Genomic DNA, 25,058 nt, shown 5'->3' on the forward strand with positions numbered 1-25,058 from the left:
TCAGTGAGCAGTCAGCAGTTGATGGTGGAGTGCAAAGTGAACCAGTTCGACCGTCGTTTCACAGTTCAGCTTGCCCAATATATTGGCGCGATGAACGTGAACAGTTTTATGGCTGAGAGTGAGCTGATCGGCAATGGACTTTACGCTAACGCCGTTTACCAGAAGCTGAAACACCTCCTTTTCCCGAGGCGTTAAGACATCCAACTGCTTAGGTTGCTGAGGCATGTGGCGCAGTGCTCGCAGCGCATCGGCACACAGATACAGCCCGCCGCCGCTAACGGAGCGCACTGCCCGCACCAGTTCTTCCGGGCCGCAGCGCTTAGTCAGGTAACCGCTGGCTCCGGCATCGACTGCACTTTGCACAAAGGCGGTGGTGTCATAAATGCTCAGAATAATGGCACGAAACTGCGGACGCTGTTGGCGCAGGCGCTTGAGCAGGCTCAACCCGCTTTCATCCGGCATAGAGATATCCAGAACCGCGACGTCAACATCGGTGGTTAGCAGGTTTTGCCAGGCTTCAGCGGCGCTACCGTACTCGCCGACAATGCGAATATCCTTTTCTAAAGATAATAATTGAGCAAACCCGGAACGAACCACTACGTGGTCGTCAATCAGCGCGACATTTATCATAACTTCGTAATAATTTGGAAGAGTTATAAACATCATGCTTATCAATTCTTGTTTGGGCAATAATTGTTAGCGAAAATGTCGGGAGGTTAACAATTTAAAATGAAGAATGATCGGAGGGGGGAGACACCCCCTCTGGCGGCCGCAGGATTTCGGCGTGTGCCGGAGGGGATGGAAGGGCAATCAACCCAGCGTTTTGGCGCGATAAATTCGCTGTGGGCGTCCAACCTTACCGTAAATGATTTCCGCCTTTAGCGCATTGTTTGCAGAGCAGAATTCCAGATAACGCCGGGCGGTTGTGCGACTGAGTCCTAAGGTCACGGCCACGTTTTCGGCGGTATATTCGGCATCGCTATCGGTGAATAAAGCCTGAATTTTATCCAAAGTGAGCTGATCGATACCTTGCGGCAATACCGCTTTTTGCGCACCCCGGGCGTAGGTGTTGTACATTTCGTCAATTTGGCGCTGGCTGACTTTATCACCTTCTTGTAAAGCCTGATGCCGGTGACAAAAGCGTTCCAGAGAGTGTTCCAGCCGCTCATAAGCGACGGGTTTGATCAGGTAATCGAATACGCCGTAGCGTAACGCTTCGGCAACGGTGTCCATATCGCTGGATGCGGTGACGAAAATGACACCGTAATTGCTGCCTTCAAGAGCCAGTTCCCGCAGGAATTCCAGCCCGGAGCCGTCGGGCAGGTAGTTATCCAGCAGGATCAAGTCCGGTTTAAAACGTGCCGCCATGCTACGCGCCTGCTGTAGATTTCCGGCTAACCATACTTGGCGGCAATAATTGCTTTGCTTGATAAACTCCGCGTGCATTTCTGCCAGTGGCGTTTCATCTTCCACCACTAAAATGTTAAGCCATTCCATGGGATCCCCTAGCTTTTGAGATCATGGGTCTTTGGAATAAAGACCGTGAATAAAGTACCCTGCGGCGGGTTCTTCTCAACGGTGATGGTGCCACCGCTCTGATGAACATAAGTCGCGACCAGATATAAGCCGATACCGTGTTCCTCTGAGTGTTTGGAACTGACACCGCGCTCAAACAGGCTGTCTTGCAGCTCAGGGTCAATACCACAACCGTGATCGGCGACTTCCAGAATCAACTCATGACCTTCATCGGATAAATACATTTCAATATTTTTATCCCCATCAGGGTTCTTCAGACTGGCTTCAAAAGCGTTATCCAGCAGGTTGCCGATGATTGCCGCCAGTTCGTTCTCACCGAGGGTTACAGGCAGTATGCCCAACTGACAGCCGGGAATAAAGGTTAAGCTCAGCCCCAACTCTTTGGCCCTATGATATTTTCCAAACAACAGTGCCGCAATTTGCCGGTTTTTAAAGGTATCGCGCAGGGTATCAATGAGCGCCTGCTGGGAGGACGATTCGGTTTTTACCATCTCCAGTGCGCGATCAAACTCCTTCATTTGCAATAATCCGCTCAGAGTAGACATCCAGTTGAGATGTTCATGGCGAACGGTACGTAAATTTTCAACATACTGCTTTATCTGGCTGAGCTGTGCGCTGAGGGTATGAATATCATCCTGACTGCGGAAGCTAACCACCCAACCTTGAAAAATATCATCAGTCCAAATGCCGGCACGGTTTGCGATGATATTTAACCCATTAAAGGTACACAACTCATCCTGTCGGTTGCCGCCTTCTCGATCGAGGAAGAAATGATCCGGAGAAACCACGTCGCTAACGCTACGGCCAACCAATTGCTGTGGCGTGGCTGATACCCGTAACATTTTACGAGCGTTTTGGTTGATTGCCGTGATCTTGCCCTCAGGATCTACCGCCAATAGTCCTTCAAACACTGCCCCAAACAGGGCTTCCTGCTGACGAAGTACCCGCGCGATCTCCTTGGGTTCCATTCCCATCATTTGACGACGAATATGATTGGAAAATAGCCATGCAAGAAACAGCAGGGTAATCAACATAATAACAAAAGAACTGGTGAGGGGAGTGAGATAGCTCAGACGCCAGTGATCGATTTTACTGATCAGATAGCCGAGAGACACCACGCCGATAACTTTGCCATCGCTATCAAAGATCGGTGTTTTAGCTCGCATGGCTTTCCCCATCGACCCTTTGCCATAAATGATGTAGCTCTCGCCGCGTTCCAGTGCGCCTTCTTTAGTCCACTGCATCGGCAGGCCGATTTTGTCCGGATTAGGATGGTAAAGACGACGGGAATTGGCATCGCCAATCACGATGTAGTCAAAATCGGAGCTGGTGCCTAGGCGTCTGACAATTTGGGCTAAGCGTTGTTGGTCTCGTTGCTTGACCGCAGAAACCACGGAGTCCATGGAGGCAACAATTTTGGCCTGATTCATGGCCATTTTACTGACCTGATTGATCAGATATTGTTCGAAACTATGGGTTAGGAAGCGATCCATGGCCCCGATCAAGATAACGGAGAAAACCAAGAGCATTAAAAAGATGCGCAGCGGAAAGGCAATGTTTTTTAATCCACGCCATTTTAAAAAATGGGCTTTACCAGAAAGCACGTTATTCACCTTTATATGGCTGAATCAAATAAAATGACGATTAACATAATTTAAATTAAATGACTAATGCAAATAAAAAAACATTATCTCTAATTAAATTAATTAAAACCATAAAATAATTTATATTTACTAAATTAACTGTGAATTAGGTCAATTAACCGAGAAGTTTTTATGTTTAGCATATATTTCGGAACAGGGGGCTCAAAAAGTAAGAATAAAAATCTATAAGAATTTTAATGCGTTACTTGCATTTATATTTTTAATAAAAAGCTATGTTCCATCTGTTAATTACATATGTTTATTGTGTTTTATTTGTTATTTAATGGTTATTCCAGAGAGAGAATTATGGACAGGGTATTTAGGATAATTAAGCGTTCAGACCATCAAAGGATTGTGGAAATAACGCATTTTTTACGTGAAAACGACTTAAATATTGATACTTCCGTTGAGGTGTTTATTACCGTATCGGTAGATGAAAGATTGGTAGCCTGCGGTGGAATCGCTGGGAATATTATTAAGTGTGTTGCCATTAGCGAACAAGTTAGAGGGGAAGGGTTGGCGCTAACGTTGGCAACTGAGCTGGTCAATCTGGCCTATGAACGGCACCACAGCCACTTATTTATCTACACCAAAATTCAGAATCAGTCCTTATTTAAACAGTGCGGGTTCTACCCCATTGCCAGCGTGCCTGGCATCGTGGTGCTGATGGAAAACAGTTCTTGCCGTCTGTCTCGTTATGCGCGCCAGCTTTCAACTTTACGCCAGCCGGGCAAAAAAATAGGCTCCATCGTAATGAATGCCAACCCTTTTACTTTAGGGCATCAATATTTGGTACGGCAAGCGGCGGCGCAGTGCGATTGGTTACACCTGTTTTTAGTCAAAGAAGATAACTCTCGTTTCCCTTATCAGGATCGCCTGCAACTGGTACTGAACGGTACACAAGATATTGCCAATTTAACCGTGCACGCCGGTTCGGAATATATGATTTCCCGCGCCACTTTTCCCTGCTATTTCATAAAAGATCAGGGGGTAGCCGACGATTGTTATACCGAAATCGATCTGAAAATCTTCCGTCAATATTTGGCTCCGGCCTTGGGAATAACTCACCGCTTTGTCGGCACTGAGCCATTTTGCACCGTAACCGCCAAATATAACCGGGATATGAGTTACTGGCTGGAAACCCCCGATTTACCTTATCCGCCCATTGAGCTGGTGGAGATCGAGCGCCTGAAATATGGCGCAACCGCTATTTCTGCCTCGTGGGTCCGCAAATTACTGGCGCAGGGGGATAAGGACACCATTAGCAAGCTGGTGCCTGCCGCGACCTGCCATTACTTACAAAGACTGCTGGCTCAGCCTGCAAAAGCGTCGGCCAGCGCGGTCAACAAATCTGTATTTCAACTAGGTGAATAATGAAAATTATCCGAGAAGCGGTCGCCGGCACTTTGGAGTCGAGCGATGTCATGGTGCGAATTGCCCCCCACGATCTACCAGAAGTAGATTTGCTGATTAACAGCAGCGTGGAGAAACAATTCGGAGAAGCCATTCGCGCCAGCGTATTGGCATTACTGGATCAACTTGGATTAACCCAGGTGCAGGTAATTATTGACGACAAAGGGGCGTTGGATTGCGTACTTCGTGCCCGTTTGGAGACGGCCCTGCTAAGAGCCTGTGACCTACCGCACTTGCCCTGGAGCCAAAAATTATGAAACCAGAGATGAAGCAAAGAATGCGTCGCAGCATGCTGTTTGTTCCCGGAGCTAATGCAGCGATGGTCAGTAATGCTTTTATTTATCAGGCAGATGCCATCATGTTTGATCTGGAGGATTCGGTAATTCTGCGGGAAAAGGATGCGGCACGCCGTTTGGTTTTCCATGCCTTACAGCATCCTTTATATCAGGAGGTGGAAACCATTGTTCGAGTCAATGCGTTGGATTCGCTTTACGGGCTGGACGATCTGGAGGCGGTCGTTCGCGGTGGTGCCGATATCGTCCGTTTGCCAAAAACCGATGATGCGCAAGATGTGATTGATATGGAACGTGAAATTGCCCGTATTGAAGCGGAATGTGGCCGGGAACTCGGCAGTACCGGCATGTTGGCGGCTATTGAATCCGCTCAAGGGATTACTCAGGCGTTGGCGATTGCCCAATCTTCTCCTCGTTTGATCGGCATTGCTCTGGGCGCGGAGGATTACGTACGCAATTTGCGAACTGAACGTTCCGCAGAAGGTGTTGAACTGTTGTTTGCCCGCTGCTCCATTTTGCAGGCGGCGCGAGCGGTAGGAATTCAGGCCTTCGATACCGTGTATTCCGATGCTAATAACGAAGCCGGTTTTTTACAAGAAGCGGCATTAATCAAACAGTTGGGTTTTGACGGCAAATCACTGATTAACCCTCGCCAAATCGAATTGCTCCATAACCTATATGCCCCGACGCAAAAAGAAGTGCGCCATGCGCAAGCGGTGGTAGACGCTGCTGAAGCGGCAGAAGCCGAAGGGCGGGGTGTGGTTTCGCTGAACGGCAAAATGGTGGATAGCCCGGTGATTGAACGCGCCAGGGCCGTCTTGAAACGGGCTGTGCTTTCCGGTTTACGCGACGAATAAGAGGGAACTAATCATGAAACGCCAACAACGGGTTGATGCCCTAAGTCAAAACCCAATTCTGACCGTCACGCCCTATCGGGAAGCGTCTAAAGCCAATTTGCAGGCTCAGAAGCCGAGGGATATCAAGCTGTGTAGCTCACTGGAAAAGGCGATTCGCCGCTCTGGTTTGCAGGATGGCATGACCATTTCGTTCCACCATGCTTTTCGCGCGGGCGACCTGACATTGAATCTGGTGATGGATGCGATTGCTGCAATGGGATTCAAAAATCTGACGCTGGCATCCAGTTCTCTGAGTGAGTGCCATGCTCCGCTGGTGGATCACATCCGCAAAGGTGTGGTTAGTCGCATTTATACCTCGGGATTGCGTGGCCCTCTGGCAGAGGCCATTTCACGCGGGCTGCTAGCAGAACCGGTACAAATTCACTCCCACGGTGGGCGGGTCAATTTGATCGAATCCGGCGAACTGGCGATCGACGTGGCTTTCCTCGGTGTCCCTGCGTGCGACGCGTTCGGTAACGCCAACGGTTACACCGGCAATGCCTGTTGCGGTTCGCTGGGTTACGCCAAGGTGGATGCCGATTACGCCGGTAAAGTGGTGTTATTGACTGAAGCTATTGTTCCTTATCCGCATAATCCAGCCAGCATAGGCCAGGATCGGGTTGATCTGATCGTACAGGTCGAACAGGTAGGGGATGCCGATAAGATCGGCGCAGATGCTACCCGGATGACCTCAAATCCTCGGGAATTGCTAATTGCTCGCCGCGCGGCGGAGGTGATCGCTGGCTCAGGCTATTTTAACGATGGCTTTTCTGTGCAAACCGGCACCGGCGGGGCATCGCTGGCGGTAAGCCGCTTCCTCGAAGATAAAATGCGCCGCCGCAATATTAAGGCCGGTTTCGCTCTTGGCGGCATCACATCCACGATGGTGGATCTACACGAAAAAGGGCTGATCGAAAAGCTGCTCGATGTACAGAGTTTCGATCGCATGGCCGCATCCTCACTGGCGCGAAATCCCAATCACATTGAAATCAGCGCTAATCAATATGCCAATTTCAGCTCCAAAGGCGCGTCTGTCGATCGGCTCGACGTGGTGATCCTAAGTGCGTTGGAGATCGATATCGGTTTTAACGTCAACGTGTTGACTGGCTCTGACGGCGTGCTGCGCGGAGCCTCTGGCGGACACTGCGATACCGCCGCGGCTGCACGGCTAGCGATTATCGTCGCGCCATTGGTCCGCGGGCGTATTCCTACGCTGGTTGATGCCGTGACCACCTGTGTTACGCCTGGCTCCAGCGTAGATATTTTGGTTACCGATCATGGTATTGCCGTTAATCCTGCGCGCCCCGAGCTCGCCGAGCGTTTGCAACAGGCTGGGCTGGAGGTCGTCACCATCGATTGGTTATATCAACGAGCGTTGCTACTCACCGGTCAACCGAAAGCCATTGCTTACACCGACAAAGTGGTGGCGGTGGTGCGCTATCGCGACGGCAGCGTTATCGACGTTGTGCATCAAATTCAGGAATAAGCGATGGATATCTTTTCACCGGGTTTGGCGGCGAATCGGAATATCAGCCTGCCGGAGTTATTAACCAGCCGGGAGGCACGCTATGCCCGCCAGCGAGTATGGCTGACGCGTTATGGCACTACGCTGATTTCACTCACCGTGGTTTCCCCTGGAGCGTTGAAAGACAGCCCGTTAACTCGCCGAATTTTTGGGCTGGCATGGCAAGCGGTGACGGAGGTGGCGCAACAACAAGGATGGGAATCCTTGGCGCAGGAGGCCTTCCCGCTACCGACCGGCTGTGAAGGGTTATTTGCTCTGAATCAGCCCGCTGAAGCGGTAAAAGATGCGGCGCTACTGCTTGAGATGAAGCACCCGTTAGGGCGGCTGTGGGATATCGATGTATTAGATAGCCACGGACGGATTTTGTCACGTGGGGATGTGGGGCTGGCTCCGCGTCGTTGTCTGTTGTGCAACCGCGCGGCCAACGTGTGTGGTCGGGAGCGAACGCATTCAGTGGAAGAATTGTTAGTTCAAATGGAGTGGATGCTCGATGCCGCTATTGCCTGTTGATAATCCATTCCCGCTGACTTTTCCGTTACAGGACTATGCCGATCTGGCCTATTTCGCGCTATTGGCTGAAGTCAATCTAACGCCGAAGCCGGGGTTAGTGGATCGCTTTAACACAGGTGCGCATAAGGATATGAATCTGGATGATTTCTATCGCAGCGCCGATGCTATTGCGCCTTGGTTTTCTCGCTTTATCGAGCAAGGAATAGCCACTGAGCATCTGAAGGGGGAGGCGGCATTGTCTGCGCTACGCCCGCTCGGATTAGCCTGCGAACATGCCATGTTCCAGGCTACCGGTGGCGTTAATACCCACAAAGGTAGCGTGTTTTCCCTCGGGCTTCTGTGTTGTGCTCTGGGTCGTTTGTCCGTCAGAGACGTGGCTATCAGCGCAGATGCCGTTTGTCAGGAAGCAGCCCAACTGTGCTGCGGCCTGACGGAAAGGGAATTACAACGCAAAAATCTGCAACAAACGGCGGGTCAACGTTTGTTTACTCGACACGGTCTGACAGGGGCCAGAGGAGAGGCAGAATCCGGTTTTTCTACCGTATTAACCCACGGATTGCCGGTGTATCAACGTCTATTAAGTCAAGGGATAGATCAGGAGTGCGCCCTGCTGGAAACCCTGCTGCATCTGATGGCGGTTAACGGTGACACCAATGTGGTGTCTCGTGGCGGCATGGCGGGATTGCTCTGGTTGCAACATCAGGCAGCGGAGATTCTGGCTAACGGTGGCATTAAAACGCCATTGGCTAAGGCTCGACTTCGCCTGTTCGATGCCCAATGTATCGCCCGAAATTTGAGTCCGGGAGGAAGTGCCGATCTGCTGATTTTAACTTGGTTTTTGGCTCATATTCCCGATCGTCCACCTTACAAACACAATAATAACAATGCTACAGGAGTATCTCTATGTTGAAGTCACAAGAGAAGATATGGAAAGCACTTGCTCCCTTTATTGTTCTAGGGATCTTGTTATTAATTCCCACACCAGAAGGAATGCCACCGCAAGCGTGGCGCTATTTCGCTATTTTTGTTGCCATGATTGTCGGGATGATTTTAGAGCCCATTCCTGCGACGGCGATAAGCTTTATTGCCGTGACGGTCTGCGTGTTATCCGCCGATTGGGTGCTATTTTCACCGGCTGAAATGGCCGATAGCAGCTTTAAATCCGGTAAAGAAGCGCTGAAATGGGGGCTAGCCGGTTTCTCCAGTACCACGGTATGGTTAGTTTTCGGTGCCTTTATTTTCGCCCTGGGCTATGAGGCAACCGGACTAGGCCGACGCATTGCTCTGTATATGGTCAAATTTATGGGGAAACGCACGCTAACGCTGGGTTACGCCATCGTCATCATCGATATTCTGCTGGCGCCATTCACGCCATCGAATACGGCCCGAACCGGTGGTACGGTGTTTCCGGTAGTGAAAAACCTGCCACCGCTGTTTGATTCATTCCCCAACGATCCGTCCTCACGCCGTATCGGTGGTTATTTGATGTGGATGATGGTTATCGGCACCAGTATCAGTTCTTCCATGTTTGTAACCGGTGCGGCACCTAACGTTTTAGGTATTGAATTTGTTGGAAAAATCGCCGGGGTTCATATTGGTTGGATGCAATGGTTCCTCGCTTTCTTGCCGGTAGGTTTGATCCTATTGATCGTTGCTCCGTGGTTATCTTACGTGCTGTACAAACCGGGCGTGACTAAAAGCAGCGAAGTGTCTACTTGGGCCAATACCGCTTTACAGGAAATGGGTTCGCTGACACGTAAGGAAATGATGTTAATAGGATTGGTATTGCTGAGTCTGTGTTTATGGGTATTCGGCGCCAAGGTTATTAACACGACGGCAGTGTGTCTGCTGGCAGTGTCCCTGATGCTGGCGTTGCATGTGGTGTCGTGGAAAGCGATTACGCAATATTCGAGCGCCTGGAACACGCTGGTCAATTTGGCGACGTTAGTTGTTATGGCTAGCGGCCTGACTCGCTCTGGCTTTATTGATTGGTTTGCCGACACCATGAGCACGCATCTGGACGGTTTCTCACCGAAAATGACCGTGGCCGCGTTAGTGTTGGTGTTCTATTTCTCACATTATCTGTTTGCTAGCCTATCGGCACACACCGCAACCATGCTGCCGGTTATTCTGGCGGTAGGGAAAGGTTTGTTCGGCATACCTATGGATCATCTGTCGATGTTACTGGTGTTATCTATCGGTATTATGGGCGTATTAACGCCTTATGCGACCGGCCCCGGCGTGATCATTTACGGCTGCGGCTACGTTAAATCCAAAGATTACTGGCGATTAGGCGGGATTATGGGGCTGTTATATATCTCTATGCTACTGCTGGTAGGCTGGCCATTAATGAGTTTGTGGATGTAACTCTCAAACAGAAATAACGGGCGTTGGTGAGTATCCAGCGCCCGCTTTGCGTTCTGATTTGCATTCAGTGTTTCATTAAGCGTATTTAAGTGAACTTCAATGTTTTATAACCATGCTATAAAAGTGGTTATGTCGGTGTCAAAGCGCAAACTTAGCGATAAACGGGTAATTAATCTTTAAAACGCGGCATAAATCACGGCATGTTTATTGTGACCATCCTCCTCAGCTACTACTATGAAATCCCTTTTGGTGATTTGGTCTGATTATCCTGTGAACCCTGTTTTTATTCGGAACTTTGCCTTTTCCTCCATCCCGGCTGTCGGCCTAAATGGTCAGGCACCTTATGAGGGATTACTGGGGAAATGTGATTTTGATGTTAATGCCTATCAGGACAACCTGTTTGCTGTATACGGCATTGCCTTTCCTCCCAGCCTGCAAAAGGCAGTTATCAAGCGGCGAGCGGAGTATCTGGCCGGGCGCTTTGTTGCCAGGCAGGTGCTCAATATGCTTGGCCCGCGGGACTACCATTTGGAAAACGGCCCCGACCGCGCTCCCTGCTGGCCAGACGGCATCCAAGGCACCCTGAGCCATAATGACAATCGGGTATTGTGTGCGGCACAAATCATTCCGTTACGCCTTTCTGCCAGCGGCAGTGGAATAGGGTTAGATGTAGAAAGCTGGATTAGCTTGGATCGGATTGACGAAATCTGGCCGGGCATTATCAATGATGCAGAGCACCATCAATTGCAACGTGGACCGCTGGCCTTTAATAAAATGCTGACGTTGGCGTTCTCTGCCAAAGAAAGTCTGTTTAAAGCGATTTATCCGCAGTTACGCTGCTATTTTGATTTTCTGGATGTGCGTTTGGTGGGATATTCACTGGATTCAGGCCGCTTTGAACTGGAGTTACTGCGAGAACTGAGTCCGGAATTTAAGGCCGGGCGTCGTTTTCAAGGCTGTTTTAAATTGATGGAAACTGATGTGCGTACTTTTGTAGCCTACTAACCGCGATGATTTCCTCTCCCTGAGCCCGTGTTTTTCCTCATGGGTTCCATTAAGCCGAAACCTTGTGGTCTCGGCTTCTTAATGCCAAAGCTAAACCGTTAAGCTCCACGGGAAGATATAAACTGGACTCCGAGTTTCTATTGCTAAAACTTTCGTGCATCTGCGTGGGTATGGCAGAAGATGAATTAATGTCTGGCCTCATTCCGAACTCTCTGTTTTAAACGCTCTTTACACTGGATAAGAATTTTAAAAGGACACCAATGGTGTTCATCTTGTCACTGTGATTGGTTAGTCTGGTGTTGTTAATTAATGCTTTTATCAAATCTCATTCTAGATTTGGCTTTTTATTGTTATGGGTAATAATCAAAAAATCAGCGATGTAACTGGAGTTTCTCCATAGGTGTTTCCTAGATTGTGTATAATAAGTTAACATACGTTTTTATCTCCCTGGCTGCTCAACACCTTATAAAATCGCGGAAAAAAATCAACCCTATCATGGTAATTAAGGTGTATCTACATTATCTCGAAAAGTGTTTCGTTTGAAAATTTTCCTATATAGCGAAAATATAATTTTGATAGATCTGTAAAAGATAGAATTGTGATTAATATAACGAACAGACATGTTTTTCTTGTTGTTTACTTTGTAAGATTTTCCTCGCAAAGATTGTAATTCGAAATCATCACTAATCAGAACGGCTTTCTTTTTTAATCGACTGAATAGTTGATGAATATTATTGTTGTTTATCGTCATCTCTCTTTCAGGCCAAATCAAAGAGAGTAAATCATCCCTATCTATTAACTGACCGTTTGACGCATGATTAACGAGCGCGATAAATAATAAATACTCTTTATTCGTTAACTCTACACTACCTTTCAGGCTATACACAATCTTTTCATCGGCCACTACAAAATACATCATAATTACTCCTCCTTAAAATTAGAACGCCCGCAATATATCGCAACAAAAGTAATATTGTAAGGTTACCTTTGGTTATTGTTTGTTAATATTGATGAGCTTCATATTTTTACCAAATATAACTTAATAAGTTGTTGTTGTAATACTTTGCTGGTATTTTTTTATATTTCTTTAGCCAGTGTAATTAGCTTATTATTTAATTAAACATGGCGATTTTGAGCTTATCTTATTGATCCTGTTGATTCGATTGAACTAATTGTTCAATAATATGAACAAATAAATGTGCAAAAATAGAGCGCTGGCTCCCTGTGTTTACAGGGTTCTTCTGTCATATCGAAGATCTGGATATTATTTTATTGCTGATTTTATCACCAGATAAGTGTAGGTGAATCGAGTTATTATCGTCATAAATGGCTAAATCCAATGGGCGCAAGTTTATATTAATTCTTAACCTTCTTCGTTATGACGTTAACTACGGGTGGGTATCAACAATAGAGAGTAATATAATTCTTATATTGAAATTAAAACTGATTATAAAGTCTTTGTTTTCACGGGTGTAACTAATTAAGTTGCTTATAGGCACTTGGGTTGATTTGTTGTTTTTATGTAATTAATCACAGAAAATAAAATTCAATTACTAAGTATCAAAAAACTATAAATACCGATTAGATTATGTTCGTTAGCTGAAGTCTAAGGGCTTGAAGTTACCTAGATGAATACAATAGAGGTTCAATGAGAACCTCCATTTAGACAAAATCAATTCTTTGTTCTTTGTTCTTTGTTCTTTGTTCTTTGTTCTTTGTTCTTTGTTCTTTGTTCTTTGTATTTAAAACACCAACGGAACCCGTTAACGGCAGCGGCAGGGAATTATATTTTGCTGCTTTTATCTGCTTTCTCAACATCCAAAATTTATTTATCACGAATGGGGGGGGCTATGAAAAATTATCAGGAAAAAGGCTGGTGACGGCCAGATTAAAGGGATAAGGCCGCAATGCAAATGATCCCCAGTGGTTTAAACAGTATGGAAATCAAAAAAACGCGATTGTTCGCTGGCCCGTAAGGCCGTGAAGAAAAGGATGGGGAGGGGATATGACGTTGAAGATTCCGACTGATACACAGGCAATTACCTGGTTAATTATTGGCATTTTTTCAGCTTGGGGAGGTGTTGTGAGATATCTGATGGACATGCAAGGGCACAGAGGGAGTTGGAGTTGGATGGGAATAATAAGCCAGATCATTATTTCAAGCTTCACTGGCCTTTTGGGGGGATTACTCAGCTTTGAAAATGGTAGCAGTCATTACATGACTTTTGCCATTGCAGGCTTATTTGGCACCTTGGGTAGTACGGCGCTGAGCTACCTGTGGCGGCGATTCTTGGGGAGTTCGGAGAAAAATCGTGGGTAACTTTACTTTTAGTCAAATCAGTCAACGCAATCTACAAGGCGTACATCCGGATCTAGTCCGAGTGGTGTACTTGGCACTCAAATTATCCGAGGTGGATTTTCGCGTTATCGAAGGGTTGCGTGATAGCGCTCGTCAACGCCAAATGGTGCTTAATGGCAACAGCCAAACGCTCAATAGCCGGCATCTTACCGGCCATGCGGTCGATTTGGCGCCTTGGATCAACAACACGATCCCCTGGAACGATTGGGGAGCGTTTGCTCAGGTTGCAGTGGCGATGAAACAGGCGGCAAAGCAACTGCAAATTCCTATGATCTGGGGTGGTGACTGGACGACGCTTAAGGATGGGCCGCACTTCGAGTTGCCGAGGACACAGTATCCATGAGCCTGCTCAGTGTTTTGAAACGTGGTCTGCTACTGGCCACGTTATTTGTGGTTTTGGTTGGTGGGCTGTGGGTTGCTCAACTGAAAAAGACCGCGACATTACTGAATTCAGAAAATATTAGCCTGACACAGCAAAATCAGCTTTATCTGCAACGGTTGCAAGGATATGGCCAGCAGATGAAAACACTGGATGAGGCGTTAACCACTAATGCTATAACGCGGCGTCAGGCAGAGGAAAAATATCATGCGATCGAACAAAAAATGCGGGTGCTACTGGCTAATGACCGCTGCGCTCGGGAGCCTGTGCCTGCTGCTGTTATCCGGTTGCAGCAACGAGCACTTGGCCAGAGCTTGCCCGGTGCAGCCAACAGTACCGAAAGCGCTGTTATTACCCCATGATCCCCCGTTATTTAATGTCACTCAGTGGGGGGACTATCCCAGTTATGTGGAAGAATTAAATCTATCGCTGGCGCGTTGTAATGCAGATAAAGCGGCGGTGGCCCAAATCATGTCTCCACAAAAAGGATAATTTTTCTTTTAACCCATTCAGACAAGGCCATTGATTCTATAGGATTGGCAAACACGGATTTGCCGATTTTGCAGTCAATATCGAGGTTCCGCGGGAAGCATGCCCAGCAAAAGCAGGATAATAAGTTTATTCGTCTCGAAAGAAACACGGCGGTTAGGGTCGCTCTCCGCTAGGATTACAGTCAATCTTACTGCAAAAAGAAATCTATGCTGGCACAAATCCGATGGCAAAAAATTGGCGCGTGGTGTTTCACTTTTGGCGGGCTCCAATATTTACTGGCAGAGAAGATAAGCGCGTTTGCCTGGCTGATGCCCGTTTATTCCTACCGCCGAAATTACATCAGTGACTTAGGTATTCCACTTTGTGGATTATTGGCAGATAACCGACAAATTTGTTCTCCGTTACATTGGGTGATGAATATTGGTTTTGCCGTAGAAGGGATACTGTTTTTGCTCGCCTGCTGGTTACTGCGGCCGATATTTAATGGACGGCTACGTCATGCTTTTTTGCTGTTTGGCTTATTACATGGTGCAGGCGGTGTCATTATCGCGCTGTTTCACAGCGGTGGGGGAAGCGGCGGTGACATTCTTCACCAGATAACTTTTCACCAAATAGGTGCGGTAATGGCTATCGGCAGCGGGAATTTATGTTTGCTTGCCGCAGGTTGGATGCAGCGTGATAGAGCCGGATTTTATTATTTTAGTCAGTTGAGTCTTGGGCTGGGAGGTTTAGGGTTGTTGAGTATGTTACTCATCCCGTTGAATCTTTTACCCGTAGGAATGATTGAGCGAGCCTCGGTATATCCGATTACGTTATGGCAGATATTTACCGGTATTTTTCTGCTGACGGCAGGAAAGTGGGGGGCGCGCAATATTTAGCGCAGGCTTTCGGTATAGCCAAGAAAAAGCAAAAAGCCCGACTAAGTTTTCTTAATCGGGCTTCTCTAATATGGCTCCTCTGACTGGACTCGAACCAGTGACATACGGATTAACAGTCCGCCGTTCTACCGACTGAACTACAGAGGAATCGTGTGAACGGGGCGCATAATATCCAGAGGCACCTGAACTGTCAACGCTAAATTCAGTAGAAATGCGCGTTTGCTCAGCATCTGAACAAAAAGTGCGGGTTCGGTTGAAAAAACAAACGACAGCGTTGAAAACTTCGTCAATATATTGAAATCAGATGAAAAATTACCGTTAGCTCTCTGTCAGCTGGCTTTCCCATCTTTTCAGACGGGCGAGGGGATCTTGTAAATAAAACCGACAGAAATGGCGATAAACCGCCGGGAAGCGTGAGGCTAAAAGCTCCGGTGCACTAAAGAAATATTCTGAAAGCACGGCGAAACATTCCGCCGGATCGCTGGCGGCATAGGCATCCATACTGGCTCCCTCAACGCCGACCATATCGATCTCGTCCTGAATATCATCCATTGCGCGGTGTAAATCGAATTCCCACGCTGCGACGTCACGCATGGGAATGGGAGGGACGCCGTTGGAATTACCGCCGTTGCGCATATCCAATTTGTGAGCCGCTTCGTGAATCACCAGATTAAAGCCGGAGAGATCGAAAGAGTCCTGAATATCCTGCCAGTTTAAGACAATCGGCCCCTGTTCCCAGCTTTGTCCCGACAGTACCGTTTGGCCGCTGTGCACCAGCTCCAGATCATCCTGCCAGTCCTCTTCTACGATAAAGGGGGCAGGGTAGATCAGGACTTCGTGAAAACCATCTAACCACCGCGCACCGAGTTCCATCACAGGCAGAGCAAATAACAGCGCCAAACGAGCCTGCATCAGTGCGGTTAACTCCAGGCCCTGCAAAGGCACCATGCGTTTTTGCTGTAAAATCTGGCTGGCGACGGTGACTAACCGTTGCTGTTCCGCTTCATTCATTGGAGACAGTAAAGGAATAGCCAGTGCTTCATGCCATTGCATTAGCACTTCCGCTTGCGGTTGATTTGCTTTCCACAGCCACTTCATCATCGGGTCGCTCGCAATGTGATTTCTTGGATACCAAGACAGGATGTTGTAAACATGCCGTAAAAAAGAGCATGGTGGCAACTATTATCACGGAGAGATGCCGGAGCGGCTGAACGGGACGGTCTCGAAAACCGTTGAGGGGGAAACCCCTCCGAGGGTTCAAATCCCTCTCTCTCCGCCACTATTCAAGCACTTACGATGAAAACTTTCAGAGACCCGCATCACAGTTAGTCTATTGTTGATAATTCGGGTTGCCATATTTATGGGCGACTTCACTTTTTTATTCAGTAAATAGAAGTCCAAAGTTGGTGGAATTTTATTTTACTTGAGCGCCGAGTAATCACTTATCCTGCGTTGCAACATAAATGACTAGCTGCTTGAGTAGTAAAATGATGAGCATTTATAAGTAAAATCCTCTAGGCCTACTTAGATTATATTAGACTTTGAATTTTCATATAACCTATAGCGGGATCCACGCGGCGACTTAAAAATGGACTAAGAGGTAATTAACGTATGGAGGCGAATAAAATGAATCTCTACAAGAAATGATGTAGGAATGAAAAACGACGCGGAAGCGACTAATAGATTCATTCAATTTGGTATGTAAACTGCGTCCGCTTTACTCTATTGGTTGTGGGTTCGCCATATTTTTACTGCCTTTTCTTGATTCAGACTCTATGTCGGACAATGACGCTGCAATCAGCTTATGCGACACCATCACCGATGTAAATGCTGAGAGTATTCGAGATTTTGCTATACCTTTCACGTTTGTTTTAATGCTTCCTCTAATAATGCATCTAATTAGGTCGCTGAAAAAAACATGTACCACCAATATTCGCAGTACTGTTAATGATCTATTGGTGGTGGTCTACTGCCGTTGCCATAGCCGGTCATGGCACCCAGATAGAGGCGTCATATTCACTTAAAAATAAAATGTATTGATATGCTCAGACCTCCCACCTACTGATATTTAATGGAAGGCTTACTTAGGCGCTCGACTCGGAAAGTTTGCTCAGATAGAAAATGCACTTGGCTAGATATGCCGGCCCATTGTTGCTTGACCACTACAAACAATCTGATGCTGGAAAAATAGGAAGGAATACCCTAGGCTCTTCAGAAAGTGCGTAACGACCAATCTAGAGGATTCTGTAACCGCTAGAAAAAAAGCCTGCTAACAGATGATGATATAACTTATCGCTTTAACCTATGGAATTTAATTGCTTATATCACGGTAACTTACTTTACCTTCAAGTTTCTTGGTCTATCTTTGCTAAGCTAAATAGATAAACTAAAGGAGCATAAGAAGATGCAAACTCCCCCTAAACCTCCGGATGAGAGCGCTCGTATTGCGACACTGCGCGCTTATAATATTCTCGATACCTCTCCAGAGGAGCGTTTTGATCGAATTACCCGTTTAGCAAAACGCTTATTCAATGTCCCTATTGCCTTGATATCTTTGGTTGATGTTAACCGTCAGTGGTTTAAATCCAGCGTAGGTCTGGCCGCGTCGGAAACATCGCGAGATATCTCGTTTTGCGGTCATGCGATTTTGGAAGAGGGGATTTTGATGGTGCCCGATGCGTTGACCGATCAGCGCTTTTGCGATAATCCTTTGGTAATCGATGCGCCGGGCATTCGTTTTTATGCGGGTTGCCCGTTGGTGGTACCCAACGGTAGCAAACTGGGCACTTTGTGTCTGATTGATCTAGAACCGCGCTCTTTGGATGAAACCGATCAGCAGCTATTATGCGATCTGGCAAAAATGGCTGAGCAAGAAATAGCCGCGGTACAATTGGCTACTATTGACGAACTGACGCAATTAACCAATAGACGCGGTTTCGAGATATTGGCGCAACATGCGTTAACTTATTGCGTACATAATAATATTCCGGCAAGCGTCGTGTTCTTTGATCTTAATAATTTTAAAGCGATCAATGATACTTTTGGTCACGCCGAAGGTGATAAAGCTTTAATGACTTTCGCGGACGAACTGCAACTGTTCTTCAGTGAGACTGACATCGTTGCCCGCTTGGGTGGCGATGAGTTTGTGGCGCTACTGACAGCATCTGGCTGCAAAGATATGGTGGACATCCTCAGCCGCTTTAAAATTGCCTTAGAGCAAAGAAATCGTCGTGAACTACGGGGATATAATATTTGTTTCAGCGTGGGTTATGCTAACTGCGATTTTGATAAATTTACTACAATCAAAGCATTACTAGCTGCCGCCGACTCTTCTATGTATACACATAAACTAGAGTTACGTGATAAACGGAAACCTCACCCCAAGAACTAAGTTCATATTTCGGTTTTTCGGTCATTGTTTTAATCAACAAGAGTGCAAATATCCTTTGGAACTACGTAATCCTATGGCAATCGTTGGTCTATAAAGATAAAAACAACTGACGTATGCATGAAATATTTAAAATGTATTGAATAAGGTGAATTAGTTAGCCTGTATATCCATAAAAAGGCCTCGCTTGAGCGAGGCTTTGCTGTTTAATAAACAGGATGAGGTGCGTTCTTAATCAACCTCAAGGAAATGGAAAGGTGCGCTTGGAGTAAATAACGCGGAAACTTCGCCAGAATAAACTTTGGTTTGGTTTTCACCCAGAGCGAGTTTACGTGCGCCAGCATCGGCAGAAAAATCTATCTGTTTCAGATCGACCCAAAAAGTATTCGGCATCAAAGCAGATTCGAAATAATAGAGTTTATTTTTGTGATCGGAAACGGTCCGCCAGCGTGTAGAAGAAATATTAGGCTCATCAGGGGTTGTGATACCAAAGGGCACGGATACCGAACGGATGACGCTCATAACGCTTGAGGTAGCAGTTTTGTCGTCACCAAATTTAGGAATCGCATTGATATAGTAATTTGCCCGAACGAAACGGTCTGCGGCGCGGTTAGTGCCCGGCATCATGACCATACCGCCGATACCTTCCCAATATTCATTAATAGCCAGTTGTTTATCGAAGGTGGGGGAGTTGGTCAGAACTTGGAACTGTTTTCCATGATGAATAACCAGCTTTCCATCCAGATATTCCAGAATTGCGCTGTCGCCGCTACTATCAGACAGTGCCAGATGAACCGTACCTAAACGTTCTTGTCCCGGAACATTGGCTGTCATAACGGTGAAGTTTTCTTTCGAAAGTTCAGTAACGGCTTCATTGACGTTAGCAAAATTATCAAGGACATATTGTGCCCATGCCGCTAATGTTAAAGCCGGTTTATTTTTTTCCGCATGAGGATATTCTGATTCCACTAGCCATAATAGATTGGCGACCAGGCCTTTTTCATTCATGCCATCGGTAGTGGCAACTTCATAGGCGGATGTCACCACACTGCCGTATTTAGATACCCAATGCAGGGAATTTTCGCCGGCGTTACCCGAACGTTCCATACCCCGGGGGAAAATCCACAGATTGGATTGCAGGTCTTCTTTCCAGTCCATAGATCGCCCGGTAACGACCAGGTCATTACCGCCGATATAAACTGCTCGGGTGCAGGCCATTGCTGTTACGTTAAACAAAGGTACACCAATGAGGAAAACAAGTAACGAAGCGCCAATAAAAACACTGATGTTTTCTGAATTCACTCTTTTCTCTCCTTTATGGATTGCTACTATAAAATATAGTGCAAATGAAATTATCTGAGCGTAATCATGCCATAGCGTTATTCAATATAACTGAAATGAGAATATCTAAGGTGATGCTGAATAGGCTAATTTGGTAACTGAAAACATTCTCTGTATCCTAAATAGAGCGCTACCCGAAAGGTTAACGACAATGAAATAAGTTAGCATTAATTGGGTGAGTTAAGTTATCCATACTGAATAAATTTTCTCTAATGTTAATTAGAACTCTGGAAGGTGTTGATTTTCTTAGCGTATGAAATAGTTAATTCCAACCCATAACATTGTTCTCAAAAAAAATAATAGATTACTCATGGCGCTTCGGTTATCTCCCTCAACCTGAGAGATGTATATAGTCATGAAATTCATCGGTCAACGATATCGATGAGACAGTATAAGCATATCTGCAGCAAACAAAATAGCCCTATTTCTCGGCCTTATTGGAGTTATTATCCATTGAGGTATCTGTACGTTATAGATCGAAAATTAGCCAGGTGGTTCGTGGCTTAAATTGAAGAAAATGCATGCAAATTAGGTATTAAGATATAAATTATTCATCTATGCTGTTTAAGTTTTTATATGTAACATCATTTTGAACCAGCTTACCCAGCACCGCATAACGTAGATAAGAATCGTAAGTAATTTTAATTAAGGAATAGCATCGGATGAAGCAGACATTAAGATATTCGACAATAGCCCTTTCGTTAGTCGGTGCGTTAATTTTGACCGGATGTGGTCCGGATAAAAAAAACGATAACCATATAAAAGTTGGTATTAGCGCAGGCATCGATCAGCCTCTCTGGGATGTGGTCAAAAAAACGGCTAAAGATAAATATAACCTCGATGTGGAAGTGGTGACATTTACTGATTATGTCTTACCGAATGAGGCTTTAAGCACTGGCGATATAGATGCTAATTCATTTCAGCACGGTCCTTATCTGGATCGCCAGATTGCGGAGCGGGGCTATAAATTAGCGGTTGTTGGTACTACCTTTGTTTATCCTATTGCTGGCTACTCTAAAAAAATAAAATCGCTGGCTGAATTGAAGGATAATGCTCAGGTTGCGGTACCGAATGATCCAACTAACCTCGGTCGTGCGCTGCTATTATTACAGCAAGTTGAGCTGATAAAGCTGAAAGATGGCGTTGGTTTACTCCCTACCTCTCTGGATATTATTGAAAACCCAAAAAAATTGAAAATCGTTGAGATTGAGGCCGCGCAGCTCCCGCGTTCACTGGATGATAAAAATGTGGATCTTGCCGTAATTAACACTAATTATTCGAGCCAGATTGGCCTAACACCGAAAGAAGATGGTCTGTTTGTAGAAGATAAAGACTCACCGTACGTCAATATTATTGTCGCTCGCGAAGACAATAAAGGCAGCGAGAAAGTCAAAAATCTGGTTAAAGCTTACCAAACCAATGAAGTCGCGACCGCAGCAGATAAAATTTATCATGGAGATGCAATAAAAGCCTGGTAATAATCCAAGGTGAAAAGTTTGGCTGCTTTAGTCAATGACTAAAATAATATTATAAAAAGAAAAGCACTCACCCATTATTAGGTGAGTGCTTTTTTTACTACATGTGTTTTTTAGCGAATGATAAAATGTCTTGTTTGAGGTCTGTTACTTTTTTCTCTGGAGACTTTTTACAAACTTCGACGACTTTCGGTGTGACTAGGGTGTCAGTTTCCTGGAAATCTACATAGTCACCTTGCTTATATTCCGTAGTGTCATTTAACACCCAGAATACAACCGGGGTGTAAGATTTAGGATTTAAGTCAAGGAACTCTTTACAAGTCATATCTGCGGGAGTCGTTGCTGCGAAGGTGGTTGCAGCAGCAGAGAGTAACAGGCCTGTCAGTGCGATTTTTTTAAATGATTTATTAAACATGCTGTTTTCCTTTTTATCTCTACCTTGCCAAGGACAATTTATATTTACGCTAAACAACCCTTGTTAGCAGCAATATTCTGAACCCAAATAAGTTTGCGGGTCAATATCAAAAAGGAAATTCTATACATATGGATGATGACCGATAATTAGCAATAAGTCGATGTGATCTTGATGAGTTGAATTTGTTAATAATCAATGCATTGGCTTAATTTGCTGTCATATTCTATGTATGGACTATTTTTCTTATCTGTAAACTTTTGTTTAACTTGTAAATCATAGATTACATGCGACTCCCAAAGTGTTCCTGTTTTAACTACTTAAAAAAGGCAATATTATTTCGCATTAGCTTTTAAATTAGATGTAAAGACAGAATGGATTGAATAATTGAAGCTATTAATATATTAGCGAGGGTGCAACAATTACATTACCTTCATGGTAAGAAGGTTACAATAATTCGCCTGTAAATAACAAAGCATATCAACCTCTAACATGGTGCGGATTCATTAATAAAAAATAATATACATTTCGTTTTAAATATATCAGTGAATCATGTTGTTGTAATCACAGTCCTCAACCATACTTCTCGGGATAAAGTTTATTATGAGTGGGGCGAGGGAATGATAACGATAAAGCAGAAGCTAAGCCTATCTGCAATGATATTCACATTTATCGGCAGTGCTATAGCTATCCCCAAAGTCGTGGCGGAAGAAGTGGGATATAAGCTGGAAAAAGTGGTGATATTGAGCCGCCATGGTGTGCGATCACCGACTAAGCAAACAGAGTTGATGAATGAAGTCACGCCCGATAAATGGCCTGAATGGCCGGTTAAAGCTGGGTATCTTACGCCAAGGGGTGAGCAATTGGTTAAGATAATGGGGCACTTCTACGGTCAATATTTCCGTCATGCCGGATTATTGCCGGAGGAGGGATGCCCGGCGGAGGGGCAGGTTTACGTTTATTCAGATATTGACCAACGTACTTTATTGACTGGTCAGGCGTTAATAGACGGAATTGCACCCCAGTGTGGATTTAACATAGCTCATCAGAAGAACTTAAAGCATATCGATCCCTTATTTCATCCCGTTGAGGCGGGTATCTGTGCTTTAAATGCGAAAAAAACGCAGGTAGCAATAGAAAAGAAACTTGGCACACCTATCACTACATTAAGCCAACGTTATGCTAACTCTCTGGCCTTAATGGGAAAGGTGCTAAATTTTTCTGCTTCCCCGTATTGCCAGAAAATGGAAAAGCAAGGGACGGATTGTAATTTTGCCGATCTATCACCCAACGAAGTTCATGTAAATAAGGAAGGCACCAAGGCTTCATTGAGTGGCCCGGTTGCTTTGTCTTCAACTCTGGCTGAAATATTTTTGCTACAAAACTCGCAGGGTATGCCAATTGTGGCCTGGCATCGTTTGCAGACGAGTGAGGATTGGCAAACTCTGATGCTGCTACATAATACGCAATTCGAGCTCATGGCCAAAACTCCCTATATAGCACAGCATAAAGGAACACCTTTATTACAACAGATAGATATGGCGCTGCTACAGCCTGATCAGGGAAAAGCTAAGTCGGATAAACAGCCAGCTATTAAAAATACGCAAAGCAATACTCAAATACCCGATAACAATGCAGTATTTATTCTCGGTGGCCACGATACCAATATTGCAAATATTGCAGGAATGCTAGGTTTAAATTGGTCGTTACCGCTGCAGCCGGATAATACCCCTCCGGGAGGTGGATTAGTTTTTGAACGTTGGCGAGATCAGCATGGGCAGAGCTTCGTGGCGATTAAAATGTTCTACCAAACGCAAAATCAGCTGAGAAATATGGAGAAGTTGGGTTTGTCGATTAACCCCGCTGGAATGGTCAGCATCGATATTCCAGGTTGTGAAAACGAAGGTGAGAATAAATTGTGCCGCTTAGCGACGTTCCAGAAGAAAGTCGTTGAGGCTATTGAACCGGCTTGTAATCTGCCATAAGTGATAGCGGTGTAATAAGCCAATAAGGCCACTTGTATTGCATGCGGCCTTATTGGTGGTTACGAGAGCAAAGTCAGATGAGAGGTTGAAATCTTATTAAGGACGTTATTGGCCAAGACGAACGAGATCAAAAGGCACATAACGTTCGCAGGCGTGTTGTAACTCAACACACTGAGCGCGCTCGGCCTCAATATCAGAGAGTCCGTCAGCATGTATTGCCTTCGCAACATCAATCAAACCTGACTGTGCGACCATAACGCGATGCCCAGGGCGAATTTGGTTTCTATTTCTGTCATAGACTTTAACCATATTGACCTCCAGTTAATCCTGTCAATTTGCGGCTATAGGCTACTTATCACGCTCCTGATTTCTTTGCCTTAGATCAAAGTTTTTTAATTTTTTATCGCTGAGTTTTATCTACTGAACCATAGCGAAAGGGTATGGAGCCAGAAAGGAAAGGTTTGGCTGCAGGGCTCGCAATTAAGGAAGCGTTATAGAAGGTAACAAGGATGGCAAAGTATAACGCGTTTAAATCGGTTTTTGGCGCGTATAAGTCATTGGGTTATAGGGTTAAATGATGGTTTTAGATTATCAACAATTCCGAATCATAGGCTTACTTAATGCAAATAAGTAGCGTAAATGACTGATTTTTATCCTCAAGTAAAATTATATGCTATTAGTATGATGTATAAGCTTGCTATTTATGAGGCGTTCTGGTTTAATAGTGTCATCGGTTTGGAACACAGACCTTATGAAAGCAGTTTTAGTAAAGCAGTTCACAGTATTAGCGTTATCCTCGATAGATACCTCTTCACCGCGAAACTCCTTCTTAAGTGCCCCATAAGAAATAACTGAAAGACAGACCTCTCTTGCCTTATGGCAGCTTAAAAAATAAATAAAGGAAGTATCGCTATGTCTAATACAATGACGGGTTTAGTAAAATGGTTTGACGCGGGTAAAGGCTTTGGTTTTATTACCCCAACGGACGGCGGCAAAGATGTATTCGTGCATTTCTCTGCTATCCAGAGCAACGATTTTAAAACGCTGGATGAAGGTCAGCGCGTGGAGTTCTCAATTGAGAACGGCGCGAAAGGGCCTTCGGCTGCCAATGTTGTTGCCCTGTAAAGACAGGCAATAACGGGGGAGAGATTTTCCGACCGC

Annotated in this window: 26 protein-coding genes and 2 tRNA genes; 19 read left to right on the forward strand and 9 right to left on the reverse strand. The window is 45.5% G+C overall.

Features of this window, described 5'->3' with window-relative positions:
- From AD970_RS04585 to dpiB, 3 genes are all read right to left on the reverse strand, one after another.
- Complete coding sequence (locus AD970_RS04585; protein WP_049597191.1) at positions 1-630, reverse strand: response regulator transcription factor; 630 nt, start codon at positions 628-630, stop codon at positions 1-3.
- Positions 631-810: 180 nt separating this feature from the next.
- Complete coding sequence (gene dpiA, locus AD970_RS04590) at positions 811-1,497, reverse strand: two-component response regulator DpiA (RefSeq protein WP_049597140.1); 687 nt, start codon at positions 1,495-1,497, stop codon at positions 811-813.
- A gap of 8 nt (positions 1,498-1,505) precedes the next feature.
- A complete protein-coding gene (gene dpiB / locus AD970_RS04595; RefSeq protein ID WP_072080594.1) occupies positions 1,506-3,140 on the reverse strand; it encodes a sensor histidine kinase DpiB in 1,635 nt (544 codons plus the stop codon).
- 345 nt (positions 3,141-3,485) lie between these two features.
- On the opposite strand from dpiB, the gene citC reads away from it, so the two are divergent.
- The 8 genes from citC to AD970_RS04635 all read left to right on the forward strand — a co-directional run bounded on the left by citC (position 3,486) and on the right by AD970_RS04635 (position 11,188).
- Complete coding sequence (citC, locus tag AD970_RS04600) at positions 3,486-4,553, forward strand: [citrate (pro-3S)-lyase] ligase (RefSeq protein WP_049597141.1); 1,068 nt, start codon at positions 3,486-3,488, stop codon at positions 4,551-4,553.
- Positions 4,553-4,849: a citrate lyase acyl carrier protein gene (citD, locus tag AD970_RS04605; protein WP_049597142.1), complete on the forward strand. Its 297-nt coding sequence runs from the start codon at positions 4,553-4,555 to the stop codon at positions 4,847-4,849. The genes citC and citD overlap by 1 nt, the downstream gene beginning before the upstream one ends.
- Positions 4,846-5,742: an aldolase/citrate lyase family protein gene (locus AD970_RS04610; protein ID WP_049597143.1), complete on the forward strand. Its 897-nt coding sequence runs from the start codon at positions 4,846-4,848 to the stop codon at positions 5,740-5,742. The genes citD and AD970_RS04610 overlap by 4 nt, the downstream gene beginning before the upstream one ends.
- A gap of 13 nt (positions 5,743-5,755) precedes the next feature.
- On the forward strand, positions 5,756-7,267 hold the full coding sequence (citF, locus tag AD970_RS04615; RefSeq protein WP_049597144.1) for a citrate lyase subunit alpha: 1,512 nt from the start codon (positions 5,756-5,758) through the stop codon (positions 7,265-7,267).
- Between the two features lie 3 nt (positions 7,268-7,270).
- On the forward strand, positions 7,271-7,816 hold the full coding sequence (gene citX / locus AD970_RS04620) for a citrate lyase holo-[acyl-carrier protein] synthase (RefSeq protein WP_049597145.1): 546 nt from the start codon (positions 7,271-7,273) through the stop codon (positions 7,814-7,816).
- Positions 7,797-8,726 carry a triphosphoribosyl-dephospho-CoA synthase CitG gene (citG, locus tag AD970_RS04625; protein ID WP_049597146.1) on the forward strand — a complete coding sequence of 310 codons (930 nt, stop codon included), beginning with the start codon at positions 7,797-7,799 and terminating at the stop codon, positions 8,724-8,726. Before citX ends, citG begins: the two co-directional genes overlap by 20 nt.
- Positions 8,720-10,183 (forward strand): anion permease, encoded by a 1,464-nt coding sequence (locus tag AD970_RS04630; RefSeq protein WP_049597147.1) that lies wholly within the window; start codon positions 8,720-8,722, stop codon positions 10,181-10,183. Before citG ends, AD970_RS04630 begins: the two co-directional genes overlap by 7 nt.
- A gap of 270 nt (positions 10,184-10,453) precedes the next feature.
- A complete protein-coding gene (locus AD970_RS04635) occupies positions 10,454-11,188 on the forward strand; it encodes a 4'-phosphopantetheinyl transferase family protein (RefSeq protein WP_157045450.1) in 735 nt (244 codons plus the stop codon).
- A 502-nt stretch (positions 11,189-11,690) separates the two neighbouring features.
- Here AD970_RS04635 and AD970_RS04640 read toward each other — a convergent pair.
- A complete protein-coding gene (locus tag AD970_RS04640; protein WP_049597149.1) occupies positions 11,691-12,107 on the reverse strand; it encodes a helix-turn-helix domain-containing protein in 417 nt (138 codons plus the stop codon).
- Positions 12,108-13,193: 1,086 nt separating this feature from the next.
- On the opposite strand from AD970_RS04640, the gene AD970_RS04645 reads away from it, so the two are divergent.
- The 5 genes from AD970_RS04645 to AD970_RS04660 all read left to right on the forward strand — a co-directional run bounded on the left by AD970_RS04645 (position 13,194) and on the right by AD970_RS04660 (position 15,296).
- A complete protein-coding gene (locus AD970_RS04645) occupies positions 13,194-13,508 on the forward strand; it encodes a phage holin family protein (RefSeq protein ID WP_049597150.1) in 315 nt (104 codons plus the stop codon).
- Positions 13,501-13,890, forward strand: a complete 390-nt coding sequence (locus tag AD970_RS04650; RefSeq protein WP_049597151.1) for a M15 family metallopeptidase — start codon at positions 13,501-13,503, stop codon at positions 13,888-13,890. Before AD970_RS04645 ends, AD970_RS04650 begins: the two co-directional genes overlap by 8 nt.
- Entirely contained in the window at positions 13,887-14,288 is a 402-nt protein-coding gene (locus tag AD970_RS04655; protein ID WP_049597152.1) for a DUF2570 domain-containing protein, read from the forward strand. Before AD970_RS04650 ends, AD970_RS04655 begins: the two co-directional genes overlap by 4 nt.
- Positions 14,170-14,418 carry an Rz1-like lysis system protein LysC gene (lysC, locus tag AD970_RS20660; RefSeq protein ID WP_435056119.1) on the forward strand — a complete coding sequence of 83 codons (249 nt, stop codon included), beginning with the start codon at positions 14,170-14,172 and terminating at the stop codon, positions 14,416-14,418. The genes AD970_RS04655 and lysC overlap by 119 nt, the downstream gene beginning before the upstream one ends.
- Before the next feature lie 206 nt (positions 14,419-14,624).
- Positions 14,625-15,296, forward strand: a complete 672-nt coding sequence (locus AD970_RS04660) for a DUF998 domain-containing protein (RefSeq protein WP_049597153.1) — start codon at positions 14,625-14,627, stop codon at positions 15,294-15,296.
- A 71-nt stretch (positions 15,297-15,367) separates the two neighbouring features.
- On the opposite strand, the gene AD970_RS04665 is transcribed toward AD970_RS04660, so the two are convergent.
- A tRNA-Asn gene (locus tag AD970_RS04665) sits at positions 15,368-15,443 on the reverse strand.
- A gap of 171 nt (positions 15,444-15,614) precedes the next feature.
- Positions 15,615-16,397: a DgsA anti-repressor MtfA gene (gene mtfA, locus AD970_RS04670; RefSeq protein WP_049597154.1), complete on the reverse strand. Its 783-nt coding sequence runs from the start codon at positions 16,395-16,397 to the stop codon at positions 15,615-15,617.
- 88 nt (positions 16,398-16,485) lie between these two features.
- Here mtfA and AD970_RS04675 point away from each other — a divergent pair.
- The 3 genes from AD970_RS04675 (at position 16,486) to AD970_RS04680 (ending at position 18,687) form a co-directional block, all read left to right on the forward strand.
- Positions 16,486-16,575: transfer RNA gene (locus tag AD970_RS04675), tRNA-Ser, on the forward strand.
- A 415-nt stretch (positions 16,576-16,990) separates the two neighbouring features.
- The gene (locus AD970_RS20510; protein WP_162199315.1) at positions 16,991-17,320 is read left to right on the forward strand and encodes a DUF2645 family protein; all 330 of its coding nucleotides are present in this window, start codon (positions 16,991-16,993) and stop codon (positions 17,318-17,320) included.
- A 380-nt stretch (positions 17,321-17,700) separates the two neighbouring features.
- Positions 17,701-18,687, forward strand: coding sequence for a sensor domain-containing diguanylate cyclase (locus AD970_RS04680; RefSeq protein WP_049597155.1), 987 nt, complete (start codon positions 17,701-17,703; stop codon positions 18,685-18,687).
- 228 nt (positions 18,688-18,915) lie between these two features.
- On the opposite strand, the gene AD970_RS04685 is transcribed toward AD970_RS04680, so the two are convergent.
- On the reverse strand, positions 18,916-19,959 hold the full coding sequence (locus AD970_RS04685) for a linear amide C-N hydrolase (protein WP_235786906.1): 1,044 nt from the start codon (positions 19,957-19,959) through the stop codon (positions 18,916-18,918).
- 728 nt (positions 19,960-20,687) lie between these two features.
- Here AD970_RS04685 and metQ point away from each other — a divergent pair.
- Positions 20,688-21,503, forward strand: coding sequence for a methionine ABC transporter substrate-binding lipoprotein MetQ (gene metQ / locus AD970_RS04690; RefSeq protein WP_049597157.1), 816 nt, complete (start codon positions 20,688-20,690; stop codon positions 21,501-21,503).
- 97 nt (positions 21,504-21,600) lie between these two features.
- On the opposite strand, the gene hdeB is transcribed toward metQ, so the two are convergent.
- Positions 21,601-21,915: an acid-activated periplasmic chaperone HdeB gene (hdeB, locus tag AD970_RS04695; protein ID WP_049597158.1), complete on the reverse strand. Its 315-nt coding sequence runs from the start codon at positions 21,913-21,915 to the stop codon at positions 21,601-21,603.
- Between the two features lie 617 nt (positions 21,916-22,532).
- On the opposite strand from hdeB, the gene AD970_RS04700 reads away from it, so the two are divergent.
- Positions 22,533-23,897, forward strand: a complete 1,365-nt coding sequence (locus AD970_RS04700; protein ID WP_049597159.1) for an AppA family phytase/histidine-type acid phosphatase — start codon at positions 22,533-22,535, stop codon at positions 23,895-23,897.
- 105 nt (positions 23,898-24,002) lie between these two features.
- On the opposite strand, the gene ydfZ is transcribed toward AD970_RS04700, so the two are convergent.
- Complete coding sequence (gene ydfZ / locus AD970_RS04705; RefSeq protein ID WP_049597160.1) at positions 24,003-24,206, reverse strand: putative selenium delivery protein YdfZ; 204 nt, start codon at positions 24,204-24,206, stop codon at positions 24,003-24,005.
- Between the two features lie 603 nt (positions 24,207-24,809).
- Here ydfZ and cspE point away from each other — a divergent pair.
- Positions 24,810-25,022 (forward strand): transcription antiterminator/RNA stability regulator CspE, encoded by a 213-nt coding sequence (cspE, locus tag AD970_RS04715; protein WP_049597162.1) that lies wholly within the window; start codon positions 24,810-24,812, stop codon positions 25,020-25,022.
- Positions 25,023-25,058 lie beyond the last annotated feature (36 nt).

It is taken from the genome of Yersinia nurmii (genome assembly GCF_001112925.1).
In the GTDB taxonomy this organism is placed as follows: Bacteria; Pseudomonadota; Gammaproteobacteria; order Enterobacterales; family Enterobacteriaceae; genus Yersinia; species Yersinia nurmii.

Bases quoted from the DNA above. Each gene is read 5' to 3' on its own strand.
- AD970_RS04585 (WP_049597191.1), bottom strand. From the start codon at position 630: ATGATAAATGTCGCGCTGATTGACGACCACGTAGTGGTTCGTTCCGGG.
- dpiA (WP_049597140.1), bottom strand. From the start codon at position 1,497: ATGGAATGGCTTAACATTTTAGTGGTGGAAGATGAAACGCCACTGGCA.
- citC (WP_049597141.1), top strand. From the start codon at position 3,486: ATGGACAGGGTATTTAGGATAATTAAGCGTTCAGACCATCAAAGGATT.
- citD (WP_049597142.1), top strand. From the start codon at position 4,553: ATGAAAATTATCCGAGAAGCGGTCGCCGGCACTTTGGAGTCGAGCGAT.
- AD970_RS04610 (WP_049597143.1), top strand. From the start codon at position 4,846: ATGAAACCAGAGATGAAGCAAAGAATGCGTCGCAGCATGCTGTTTGTT.
- citF (WP_049597144.1), top strand. From the start codon at position 5,756: ATGAAACGCCAACAACGGGTTGATGCCCTAAGTCAAAACCCAATTCTG.
- citX (WP_049597145.1), top strand. From the start codon at position 7,271: ATGGATATCTTTTCACCGGGTTTGGCGGCGAATCGGAATATCAGCCTG.
- citG (WP_049597146.1), top strand. From the start codon at position 7,797: ATGCCGCTATTGCCTGTTGATAATCCATTCCCGCTGACTTTTCCGTTA.
- AD970_RS04630 (WP_049597147.1), top strand. From the start codon at position 8,720: ATGTTGAAGTCACAAGAGAAGATATGGAAAGCACTTGCTCCCTTTATT.
- AD970_RS04640 (WP_049597149.1), bottom strand. From the start codon at position 12,107: ATGATGTATTTTGTAGTGGCCGATGAAAAGATTGTGTATAGCCTGAAA.
- AD970_RS04645 (WP_049597150.1), top strand. From the start codon at position 13,194: ATGACGTTGAAGATTCCGACTGATACACAGGCAATTACCTGGTTAATT.
- AD970_RS04655 (WP_049597152.1), top strand. From the start codon at position 13,887: ATGAGCCTGCTCAGTGTTTTGAAACGTGGTCTGCTACTGGCCACGTTA.
- lysC (WP_435056119.1), top strand. From the start codon at position 14,170: ATGACCGCTGCGCTCGGGAGCCTGTGCCTGCTGCTGTTATCCGGTTGC.
- AD970_RS04660 (WP_049597153.1), top strand. From the start codon at position 14,625: ATGCTGGCACAAATCCGATGGCAAAAAATTGGCGCGTGGTGTTTCACT.
- mtfA (WP_049597154.1), bottom strand. From the start codon at position 16,397: ATGATGAAGTGGCTGTGGAAAGCAAATCAACCGCAAGCGGAAGTGCTA.
- AD970_RS04680 (WP_049597155.1), top strand. From the start codon at position 17,701: ATGCAAACTCCCCCTAAACCTCCGGATGAGAGCGCTCGTATTGCGACA.
- metQ (WP_049597157.1), top strand. From the start codon at position 20,688: ATGAAGCAGACATTAAGATATTCGACAATAGCCCTTTCGTTAGTCGGT.
- hdeB (WP_049597158.1), bottom strand. From the start codon at position 21,915: ATGTTTAATAAATCATTTAAAAAAATCGCACTGACAGGCCTGTTACTC.
- AD970_RS04700 (WP_049597159.1), top strand. From the start codon at position 22,533: ATGATAACGATAAAGCAGAAGCTAAGCCTATCTGCAATGATATTCACA.
- ydfZ (WP_049597160.1), bottom strand. From the start codon at position 24,206: ATGGTTAAAGTCTATGACAGAAATAGAAACCAAATTCGCCCTGGGCAT.
- cspE (WP_049597162.1), top strand. From the start codon at position 24,810: ATGTCTAATACAATGACGGGTTTAGTAAAATGGTTTGACGCGGGTAAA.